The 11,440-nt window shown below is 71.4% G+C and carries 5 protein-coding genes; 1 reads left to right on the forward strand and 4 read right to left on the reverse strand.

What is annotated here, in order from left to right:
• Positions 1-10: 10 nt before the first annotated feature.
• Both AOM09_RS02300 and AOM09_RS02305 read right to left on the reverse strand, forming a co-directional pair.
• A complete protein-coding gene (locus AOM09_RS02300; protein WP_062383710.1) occupies positions 11-736 on the reverse strand; it encodes an efflux RND transporter periplasmic adaptor subunit in 726 nt (241 codons plus the stop codon).
• Positions 733-2,592, reverse strand: coding sequence for a glycosyltransferase family 2 protein (locus tag AOM09_RS02305; RefSeq protein ID WP_062383713.1), 1,860 nt, complete (start codon positions 2,590-2,592; stop codon positions 733-735). The genes AOM09_RS02300 and AOM09_RS02305 overlap by 4 nt, the downstream gene beginning before the upstream one ends.
• Before the next feature lie 316 nt (positions 2,593-2,908).
• Between AOM09_RS02305 and pulA the strand changes: the two genes are divergently transcribed.
• The gene (pulA, locus tag AOM09_RS02310; RefSeq protein WP_228375029.1) at positions 2,909-8,758 is read left to right on the forward strand and encodes a pullulanase-type alpha-1,6-glucosidase; all 5,850 of its coding nucleotides are present in this window, start codon (positions 2,909-2,911) and stop codon (positions 8,756-8,758) included.
• Between the two features lie 144 nt (positions 8,759-8,902).
• Here pulA and AOM09_RS02315 read toward each other — a convergent pair whose 3' ends face one another.
• Both AOM09_RS02315 and AOM09_RS02320 read right to left on the reverse strand, forming a co-directional pair.
• Positions 8,903-9,613 carry a phosphoadenylyl-sulfate reductase gene (locus AOM09_RS02315; RefSeq protein ID WP_228375030.1) on the reverse strand — a complete coding sequence of 237 codons (711 nt, stop codon included), beginning with the start codon at positions 9,611-9,613 and terminating at the stop codon, positions 8,903-8,905.
• 20 nt (positions 9,614-9,633) lie between these two features.
• Positions 9,634-11,421: a nitrite/sulfite reductase gene (locus tag AOM09_RS02320; protein WP_304524079.1), complete on the reverse strand. Its 1,788-nt coding sequence runs from the start codon at positions 11,419-11,421 to the stop codon at positions 9,634-9,636.
• Between the last annotated feature and the right edge of the window lie 19 nt (positions 11,422-11,440).

Genomic DNA, 11,440 nt, shown 5'->3' on the forward strand with positions numbered 1-11,440 from the left:
GCGCGCGCCCTCACAGGCCCACCCGCCGGGCGAGGTCCCCGAGCGCCGCGGTCACGTCCGCTAGCGGGCCGTCGTCGCGCAGCCGCAGCGTCGCGTCGAGCGGGGTGCCCGCCTGGAGGAGGTCGGCCGGCGCGGCGTCGGCGAGGTCCTCCGACGCGACGCGCGCGGTCACGTGGGCCGCGCCCTCGACCGTCTGGACCTGGAGCTCCTCGACGGTGCCGCCCACGACGGTGCCGTCGGGCAGCCGCAGCTCCACCGGGGCCGCATCGGCGACGCGCCCGAAGTCGCGCGCGGTGAGGTCGAACTCCGCCTCGACGTAGGCGGAGCCCGCGCGGTCGATGGTGGCGATCACGGCGCCCGTGCCCGCGTAGGCGCCCGCGTCGACGTCGATCGCCGTGACGATGCCGTCGACGGCGGCGCGCACCGTGACGGTGCCGTCCTTCGCGAAGGTGCCCGTGACGGCGGAGGCCAGGCCCTGCCGGATGTCCCGGGACAGGGTGACGCTCTCGATGGTGAACAGGCGCTCGCCCTCGCGGACCGTGTCGCCCTCGTCGACGTAGCGCTCGAGCACGAGCCCACCGTAGTCGGTGCCCACGGCGTAGTGCTCCGTCTCGACCTGTGCCGAGGAGCTGAGCACCTGCGTCTGCCGCCGGTTGAAGACGAGCGTCGCGGCTGCGACGACCAGCAGGACCACCAGGAGCCCTGCGACGAGCTTGAACCGGTTCCCCCAGGTCATCGTGCCGCCTCCCGTCGTGCGCGGCGCCCGACGAGCGCCGACGGCGGCTCGGACGGAGCGGAGGGACGATGCGCGAGCAGCGGCGGGGGCGGCGCGGGATGCGCGCGGGTGGCGCCGGCGTGGGCGGGCTCCGGGACGGGCACGGCCGCCGGGGGCGGATCCCAGGTGCGCGAGGCGGGCGCGGCGTCGCGGACCGCGAGCCCCGCGGACACCTCGACCGGTCGCGCGATGACCGTCGTGCTCGGCTGCGCGGCCGTGCGCGGGGCGTCCACGTGCGGCGCGTCGCTCGCGCCCCGGCGCAGCGCGCGGGCCTCGCGGCCGGCGGCGACCAGGAACGCGCCCAGGATCACGGTGTTGGTGAGGTTCCAGGCCGTCGCGAGCGTCGGCACCCGGTTGTCCCAGTCGCGCCACACGGCGACCACGGAGGTGAGCGCGAGGAACGCGAAGAACAGCACCTGCGGCACGATGAAGTTGAACGGGGACCGCGCGCGTGTGCTCCCGGTCGCGGTCCAGCCGACGTCGCGGTGGGTGAAGGCGTTGACGAAGGCCTTGACGTAGATCGGGAAGGACACGGTCGACAGCGTGAGCGTCTGCCACCGGAACGAGCCGAGCGTGAACCACGCGAGCCCGATCTGCATGAGGTAGAAGCCCGCGTAGAAGAACAGCCACGTGCTCACGGAGATGGACAGCGCCATGGGGCGCAGGTCGAAGTAGATCTCGAGCGGCGGGACCAGCAGGAGCAGGAGCGGAGCGATCCCGGTGAGGTAGAAGGTGGCGGTCACGAAGTACTGGATGCGCTGATCCGCGGTGAGGTTCCTGCGCGGGCTGAGCGGATGGTGGGTGAGCAGGATCTCGAAGCCGCCGGTGGCCCAGCGCAGCTGCTGCTTCGCATAGGCCTCGACCGTGTCGGGGGCGTCGCCGATCGCGAGCACGGTGGGGATGTAGACCGAGCGCCAGCCGCGCTCGTGCAGCAGCAGCGACGTCCACACGTCCTCCGACTTCGAGTCGGTGTAGATCCCGCCGATGTCGTCGATGGCGACCCGGCGGAACACGACGTTGGTGCCCACGCAGAAGGCCGCGTTGAAGCGGTTCCGTCCGGGCTGCACGAACCGGTAGAACACGGCCTGCATGTAGCCCGCGCCCTTGGCGATCGTGGTGTGAAGGTTGCCGTACGTCTGCGGGGTCTGCACGAACGCCACGTCGTCCTCGATGAAGAACGGCACCGTCTCGAGCAGGAACGTGGGGTCGGGGACGAAGTCGGCGTCGAAGATCGCGAAGAGCTCGCCCTTCGCCAGGGTGAGCGCGTGGTTGACGTTGCCGGCCTTCTGGCCGCCCGAGCTGAGGCGTCGCACGTAGCGGGCGCCCAGCTCCGTCGCGAGCTCGCGGACCCGGTCGCTGCGGCCGTCGTCGAGGACCCAGGTGCGATGCCTCCCGTGCATCGCGACGGCCGCCGTGACGGTCCGCCTGATCACGTCGAGGGGCTCGCCGTAGACGGTGATGAACACGTCCACCGTGACCCGCCGGCCCTCGAGCTGGAACGGCCACGCCGTCGCGTCGCCCGTCGCCGAGCGGCCCAGCAGCTGGGCGCGCGCCTGGTGGTAGGCGTAGCCGCGCGGGTCGACGGCGCCGGCGAGGATGGTCCACATCGACAGCAGCGCATGGAACACCAGCACGGACTCCGCGCCGATCACCAGCACCCACGGGATGACGTCGCCCCGGTTGGCGGGGTTGAGCAGGAACGCGGAGTAGACCAGGATCCCGAGCGTCGCGAGCACGACGAGCAGCGTGAGCACGGGGGAGTGGCCGGTCGCTCGGTCTCGGGAGACCGGCGTGGGGGCGGCGTCGAGCGATCGCATGATCGGCTCCTCGGGGCACGGGCGACGGATCGCGCGGATGCTGGAGGCGGGGATCGACGGCGTCGGCGGTGGCGCTCCGTGGGGGCGCCCTGCTGGTCGGATGACTTCGATGCACGGCCATTGACGCATGGCGACGTGGGGGCGGTCAAGCGGTTCCGGCGCGGGCCGCCGCGGCACGCGGTGCCGTCGACCTTCGTTCCGCTCTCCTGTTGCAAGCGCTTACATCAGCCGCTACGCTCGCCCACATTCGGACAATTCAGCTTCACAACGACGTGACCAGGCCACACCGTCGTGGCCCCGAACCAGGGAGATCCCCTTGTCCCAGCACGCCTTGCCGTCGTCCGCGACGGCGCGCGGCACCGCCGCCCTCACGATCCTCGCGCTCGTCCTGACCGTCGCCGCCCTCGCCGGCGTCGCCGCCCCCTCCGCCGCCGCGGACCGCTCGTTCGCGCTCGTCGGCGACCTCCAGTCGGAGCTCGGCTGCCCCGGGGACTGGCAGCCCGAATGCGCCGCGACCGAGCTCGTCGCGACCGGGACGCCCGACCTCTACGCGGCCGAGCTCGACGTTCCCGCCGGCTCGTTCCAGTACAAGGTCGCGGTGGACGATGCGTGGGACGAGTCCTACGGCCTCGACGGCGGCTCCGCCAACATCCCGCTCGAGCTCCCCTACCCCGCGACGCTCCGCTTCCTGTTCGACGACGCGGCCAAGCGCGTGGGCCTCGAGGTGCTCTCGATCGGCGGCGGCTACACGGCGGAGGACGATGCCCTGGTCGCCGATCCCGTGCGGCAGGCCGGCTCCGACGAGCAGTTCTACTTCGTCATGACCGACCGCTTCGCCAACGGCGACGCCACGAACGACGAGGGCGGCCTCGCGGGCGACAGCCTCACCACCGGCTTCGACCCGACGGACAAGGGCTTCTACCACGGCGGCGACCTGGCAGGCCTGGCCGCGAACCTCGACTACATCGAGGGGCTCGGCACCACAGCCATCTGGCTCACGCCGTCCTTCAAGAACCGCCCTGTCCAAGGGACGGGTGCGGATGCGAGCGCCGGCTATCACGGCTACTGGGTCACCGACTTCACGCAGATCGACCCGCACCTGGGCACCAACGAGGAGCTCGAGGCGCTCATCGCGGACGCCCACGCGCGCGGCATCGAGGTCTACTTCGACATCATCACCAACCACACCGCGGACGTCATCGACTACGAGGAGGGCGAGTACTCGTACATCGAGCAGGCCGACCAGCCCTACCTGACCGCGGCCGGCGACCCCTTCGACCCGGCCGACTACGCGGGCACGGGGGACTTCCCCGACCTCGACGCCGCCACGTCGTTCCCCTACACCCCGGTGGTGGCCGCCGAGGATGCCGACCTCAAGGTCCCGGCCTGGCTCAACGACCCGACGCTCTATCACAACCGCGGCGACTCGACCTGGACGGGCGAGTCGGTCACCTATGGCGACTTCGTGGGTCTCGACGACCTCATGACCGAGCATCCGACCGTGGTCGAGGGCTTCGTCGACGTCTACGAGGGATGGATCGACCTCGGGATCGACGGCTTCCGCATCGACACCGCCAAGCACGTCAACATCGAGTTCTGGGAGCAGTGGAGCGAGGAGGTCCTCGCGTACGCGCAGGCGCACGGCAAGCCCGACTTCTTCATGTTCGGCGAGGTCTACGACGCGGACCCGGTCAAGCTCGCCCCGTACATCCGCGACACGGACATGAGCTCGGTGCTCGACTTCACCTTCCAGTCGTCGGCCGTGAGCTACGCGAGCGGCAACTCCGCCAAGGGGCTGGGCACGTTGTACGCGGGCGACGACCGCTACACCACCCCGGACAGCTCCGCGACGGCGCTGCCCACGTTCCTGGGCAACCACGACATGGGCCGTGTCGGCTACTTCATGCGGAACACGGATGCGCCGCTTGATCGGACGATGCTCGCGAACGAGCTGATGTTCCTCGGCCGCGGCCAGCCGGTGGTCTACTACGGCGACGAGCAGGGCTTCGTGGGGGCCGACCCGGGCAGCGACAAGAGCGCGCGCCAGTCGCTCTTCGCGTCGCAGGTGCCCGAGTACACCGACCAGGCCCTCCTCACCGGGGAGACCGTCGGCAGCGTCGACCGCTACGACACCGACGCTCCGGTCTACCAGCAGATCGCCGAGCTCTCCGCGCTGCGCGAGGCCTATCCCGCGCTCCGCACGGGCGCGCAGATCGAGCGCTACGTCGCCGACGGCGCGGGCGTCTACGCGTTCTCGCGCGTCGACCCGGATGAGCGCGTCGAGCACCTGGTCGCGCTCAACAACACCGGCGTCGACGCGACCGTCGACATCCCGACGCTCACCTCCGGCGCGACGTTCACCGGCATCCACGGCACGGCGGCCGCCGTGACGGCGGACGATGCCGGGGTCGCCACCGTGACGGTGCCCGCCCTGGGCGCGGTGGTGCTCCGGGCCGACCGCGAGGTGAGCGCGCCCGCGGCCGCCGCGGAGCTCACGGTGACGACGCCCAGCGCGGGCGCGGGCCTGTCCGGTCAGGTCGCGGTGAGCGCCCAGGCGGACGGCGCGTGGCGCCAGACCAGCCTCGCGTGGCGCGTGGTCGGCTCCGACGAGTGGCACCCGCTCGGAACCTCGGAGACCCCGACCCCGAGGGTGTTCCACGACGTCCCCGACCTCGCGGACGGCACGCTCCTCGAGTACCGCGCGGTCTCCGTGGACGCCGCCGGTCAGGTCTCGGCGGCCTCGACCTACGCCTCGGTCGGGCACTCGGTGTCCCTGGCCGTCGAGGAGCAGCCCGAGGCGACGTACGACACGGTCACGATCGCGGGTGACCTCGACTCCGAGATCGGCTGCGCGGGCGACTGGGATCCCGCCTGCGAGGCGGCGATGCTCACCGAGGGGCCCGCCGGGATCTGGACCGGCACCTTCGACGTGCCGGCGGGCGACTGGCAGTACAAGGCCGCGATCGACGGGTCGTGGACCCTCAACTTCGGCGCGAACGGCGTCCAGGACGGCCCGAACATCGGCATCACGCACGGCGGCGGCGAGATCACCTTCTACTTCGACGCCCGCAGCGGCATCGTGCAGTCGACCGCCGAGGGGCCCATCGTCACCCTGCCCGGGTCCTACCAGAGCGAGCTCGGCTGCCCGGGCGACTGGGACCCCGGCTGCCTGCTGACCCTCATGGCCGACGGCGACAAGGACGGCGTCTACACGTTCACGACCACGGACATCCCCGCCGGGGCGTACGAGCTCAAGGTCGCGCACGGCCTGTCGTGGGACCAGAACTACGGTCAGGACGGCGTTCCCGGCGGCGCGAACATGTCCTTCTCCACCGACGACGGCGAGCTGGTGACCTTCAGGTACACGGTCGCGACCCATGTGCTCGACATCGAGGTCGCCAACCCGCCGCTGCCCGGCAGCGGGGAGTCGCGCGCCTACTGGATCGACGCGGAGACCCTCGCGTGGCCCGCCGGCCTCGGCGACGGCGACTCCTTCCGCCTCTACGCCTCGTCCGACGCGACGCTCGCTGTCGCGGACGGCGCCGTCACCGGCGGCGACGGCGTCGACCTGTCCGTGGACCCCGCGGGGCTCTCCGCGGAGCAGCTCGAGCGCTTCCGGGCGCTCGACGGGTACGTCGCGCTGCACCTCGACGCGTCCCGCTCGGACGTGCAGGAGATGCTGCGCGGGCAGCTCGCGGTCGCGCAGTCCGCGGACGATGCGCTGACCGCCTTCACCGGCGTCCAGATCGCGGGCGTGCTCGACGACCTCTACGCCGAGGCGGCGGCCGGCACCGGGCTCGGCGCGGTCCACGGCGACGGGGGGCTCGCGCTGAACCTGTGGGCCCCGACGGCGCAGCAGGCGACGCTGCTCGCCTGGGAGCCGGGCGCGGGCGGCGAACCGACGCGGCATCCGGCGACCCTCGACGGGGCGACGGGTATCTGGACCGTCGCGGACGATGCTCTCGACGGCGCCGAGTACCTCTGGGAGCTCGAGGTGTACGCGCCGTCCACCGGAGGGATCGAGACCAACCGGGTCACCGACCCGTACTCCGTGGCCCTCACGCTCAACTCGGAGCGCTCGGTGGCGATCGACCTCTCCGACCCGGCCTGGCGACCGGCGACGTGGGAGGACACCCCGTCGCCCGTCGTCGAGCGCGCGGTCGACCAGACCATCTACGAGCTGCACATCCGCGACTTCTCGATCGGCGACGAGTCCGTGCCCGAGGTGGAGCGCGGCACCTACCTCGCCTTCACCGAGGACGGTGCCGGGCGAGCGCAGCTGCGCCAGCTCGCGAGGGCGGGCATCACCACGGTGCACCTGCTGCCGTCCTTCGACCTCGCGACCATCGACGAGGACCGCTCGGCGCAGCTCGAGCCCGACTGCGACCTCGCATCCTTCGCGCCCGACTCCGACGCGCAGCAGGCCTGCGTAATGGCGGTGGCCGACGAGGACGGCTTCAACTGGGGCTACGACCCGTTCCACTACACGGTGCCGGAGGGCTCGTACGCGGTGGACGCGGACGGCGGCGCGCGCGTCGCGGAGTTCCGCCAGATGGTGGGCGCGCTCCACGAGGACGGGCTCCAGGTGGTGCTCGACCAGGTGTTCAACCACACCGCGGCGTCGGGCCAGGCGGAGCGGTCGGTGCTCGACCGGGTGGTGCCGGGGTACTACCAGCGCCTCAGCGCGACGGGCGCGATCGAGACCTCGACGTGCTGCCAGAACGTGGCGACCGAGAACGCCATGGCCGGCCGGCTCATGGTCGACTCGGTGGTGACGTGGGCCAGGGACTACAAGGTCGACGGGTTCCGCTTCGATCTCATGGGCCACCACTCGCGCGAGAACATGCTCGACGTCCGCGCGGCGCTCGACGCCCTCACCCTCGAGGACGACGGCGTCGACGGCTCCGCGATCTACCTCTACGGCGAGGGATGGAACTTCGGCGAGGTGGCGGACGATGCGCTGTTCGACCAGGCGCGCCAGGGCGCCCTGGGCGGCACGGGCATCGGCACCTTCTCGGACCGTCTGCGCGACGCCGTGCACGGCGGCAGCCCGGTCGACGGCTCGTCGACGTTCCAGCAGGGCTTCGGCACGGGGCTCGGGACCGACCACAACGGCGCTCCCATCAACGGGACGGACGAGGCGGCGCTCGCGGACCTCGCTCACCAGACGGACCTGGTGAAGCTGGGGCTCGCGGGCAACCTCCGCGACTACGAGCTCACCGCCTCGACGGGCGAGGTGCTCCGCGGCGACGAGCTCGACTACCGGGGCTCGCCCGCCGGCTACGCCGACGAGCCCGACGAGGTGATCACCTACGTCGACGCCCACGACAACGAGACGCTGTTCGACCTCGGGGTGTTCAAGCTCCCGACCGACACGTCGATGGCGGATCGGGTGCGCATGAACACCCTCTCGCTTGCGACCACCGCCTATGCGCAGACGCCGTCGTTCTGGCATGCCGGCACGGAGCTGCTGCGTTCGAAGTCGCTCGACCGCAACAGCTACAACTCGGGCGACTGGTTCAACCGGATCGACTGGACGGGCCAGGAGTCGACCTTCGGCTCGGGCCTGCCCCCGGCCGCCGACAACTCCTCGAAGTGGGAGGTCATGGCGCCGCTGCTCGCGGACGCGTCCCTCACGCCGGGCGCCGACGCCATCGCGACGGCTGAGGCCGCCGCGCTCGACCTCCTCGAGGTCCGCACCGAGGTGCCGCTGCTGCGTCTGGGGTCAGCCGAGCTGATCGAGGAGAAGGTGACCTTCCCCGGATCGGGGCCCGAGGCGACGCCCGGGCTCGTGGTCATGCTCATCGACGACCTCGTGGGCGAGGACGTCGACCCGAGGCTCGCGGGTGCGCTCGTGGTGTTCAACGCCTCGCCCGCCGCGATCACGGAGACGCTGCCCGAACTCGAGGGCCGAAAGTTCGGCCTGACACCCGCGCTCGCGAAGGGCTCCGACCCGGTGGTGAGGACCACCCGTTTCACCGCGAAGACCGGCACCGTGACCATCCCCGCGCGCACCGTCGCGGTCCTGGTCGAGGGCCAGTCGAAGGGCGGCGGCAAGGGCAACGGCTCGGGCCATGGCAAGGGCCACGGTCATGACCACGGCAAGGGTCACGGTCACGGAGGCCGTGCCGACGTGCACGGTGCGGGGAAGCCGGGACTCCGCTAGGACGTGCGAGGCGCCCCGGGGGAGTGTCCGCTCCCGGGGCGCCCCGTGCATCGTCCTCCGCCGTGCGTCGCGCGAGGTGCGGGGTGCCCGATCGAGGCGATTCCGCGCATCGAGCACCTTGCAGGGCGCTCGGGAGCGGCGGCGTCAGCCGACGTGGATGCCGCACTCCGTCTTGCCCTGGCCCGCCCAGCGACCTGAGCGCGGGTCCTCTCCGGGGGCCACCGGCTTGGTGCAGGGGAGGCAGCCGATGCTCGGGTAGCCCTGCGCGACCAGCGGGTTGCGCGGGAGACCGTGGGCCTCCTGGTAGGCCTCGACCGCCGCATCGTCCCAGAGGGCGAGCGGGTTGATCTTCACGAGGCCGTGCTTCGCGTCCCACGACACGACGGGCATCTCCGAACGCGTGAGGGCGTCGACGCGGCGCGCGCCGGTCACCCAGGCGGAGTAGCCGCCGAGCGCCTTCTTGAGCGGGTCGACCTTGCGCATCTGGCAGCACAGCCCTGGGTCGCGCGCGAACAGGTCCTTGCCGTAGGCGGCGTCCTGCTGCTCGACGGTCAGCTCGGGCTCGACGTTCACGATGGTGATGGGGAACGCCGCGGCCGCCGCGTCGCGCGTGAGCAGCGTCTCGGCGAAGTGGTAGCCCGTCTCGAGGAACAGCACGTGGACGCCCTCGAGGCGCGTGCCGAACATGTGCGGCAGGATCGTGTCCTGCATCGACGCCGCGATCGCGAGGTCGTGGCCGAACGTCGCGACCGCCCACTCCGCGATGTGGGAGGCGCTCGCGGTCAGCAGGCGCTCGTTGACCTCCGCGCACGTCTCCGCGTTCCACTCGGTGGGGTTGAGCAGGGTCAGCGACACGGCTCCCAACCCGGGTAGCATCATCGGATCAGCTCCTCGTCCACCCGGAACGCCCAGTCGGCGAACTGCTCGCCGTCCGCGCGCGTGTCCAGGTAGTTCTGGGTAACGCGCTCGACGTACTCGGGCATTCCGTGCTGCGTCACCTTGTGCGCGCGGATCTTGCGGCCGAAGTCGTTGTCCTCGCCGCGCCCGAGGCGTCCGCCCAGGTGGACCTGGAAGCCGGGCACCTGCTCGCCCGTCTCCTCGTCGAGCACCAGCTGGCCCTTGAAGCCGATGTCCGCGATCTGCACGCGGGCGCACGAGTTCGGGCAGCCGTTCACGTGGACGGTGATCGGGCTGTCGAGTGTCGGGAACTTCTCGTCGAGCACCTTCACCACCTCGCGCGCCGTCGCCTTGGTCTCGACGATCGCGAGCTTGCAGTACTCGATGCCGGTGCACGCGATGACGTTGCGGTGGAACTCGCCGGGCTCCGACTCGAGCTCGAGTGCGCGCAGGCCGTTGACCACGTCGCTCACACGCTCCTCGGGGATGTCGAGGATGAGGATCTTCTGCAGCGGAGTGAGGCGGATGCGGTCCGAGCCGACGGACTCCGCGATGTCGGCGATGCGCTGGAGCTTGTCGCCCGAGATGCGGCCGGCGACCGGCGCGACGCCGACGTACCAGCGGCCGTCCTTCTGCTCGTGGATGCCCACGTGGTCGCCGCGGTCCCCGGGGGTCGCCTGCTTCGGGGCGGGGCCCTTCGGGAGCTCGTAGCCGAGGTAGTCGTCCTGGAGCACCTGAAGGAACTTCTCGGCGCCCCACGCCTTCACCACGAACTTGAGGCGCGCGCGGGTGCGCAGGCGACGGTAGCCGTGGTCGCGGAAGATGCTGATGACGCCCTTCCACACCTCGTGCGCGATCTCCGGCTTCACGAAGACGCCGAGGCGCAGGCCCAGCATCGGGTTGACGGACAACCCGCCGCCGACCCACAGGTCGTAGCCGATGCCGAGCTCGGGGTGCTCGACCGCGCAGAACGCGACGTCCTGGACCTCGTGGAGGATGTCGGGGATGGGCTGGCCCGTGAAGGCGGTCTTGAACTTGCGCGGCAGGTTCGAGAACTCCGGCGAGCCGATGTACAGCTCCTTGATCTGCTCGATCTGGGGAGTCGGGTCGATGAGCTCGTCCTTGGCGACGCCGGCCACGGGCGAGGCCAGGATCACGCGCGGCACGTCGCCGCACGCCTCCTCGGAGCCCAGGCCCACGGCCTCCGTGCGGCGGAAGATCTCGGGGACGTCCTCGATGCGGATCCAGTGGAGCTGGATGTTCTGGCGGTCCGAGACGTCGGCGGTCTCGCGCCCGAACTCGCTCGAGATCTGCCCGATCTCGCGGGCCTGCGCGACCGACAGCTGGCCGCCGTCGGAGCGGACGCGGAGCATGAAGTACTCGTCGTCGAGCTGGTGCGGCTCGAGGATCGCGGTCTTGCCGCCGTCGATCCCGGGGCGGCGCTGCGTGTAGAGCCCCCACCAGCGGAAGCGGCCGCGCAGGTCGGTCGGAGGGATCGACCAGAAGCCCCACTTGGAGTAGAGGTTCTCGATGCGGCCGCGCACCTCGAGGGGGTCGCTGACCGCCTTGAACTCCTCGTTCGGGTTGAGCGGGGTGCGGTCGCCCGCGGCCCACTGGCCGTCCTTCGACGCGGTGTTCTTGCGTGCGGCGGCCTCGCGGGTGCGGATGAGACGCGCCTCCTCGCGGTGGCGGCGGCGCTCCTCGGCGTCGCTCAGCGCCTGAGGGGCAGGGGTGTCGGCCCCGGTCTGCTCGGTGGTGGTGCTCACAGCGGCTCCAGGAGTGTTC

This window comes from Demequina iriomotensis (genome assembly GCF_000971395.1).
Classification (GTDB): domain Bacteria; phylum Actinomycetota; class Actinomycetes; order Actinomycetales; family Demequinaceae; genus Demequina; species Demequina iriomotensis.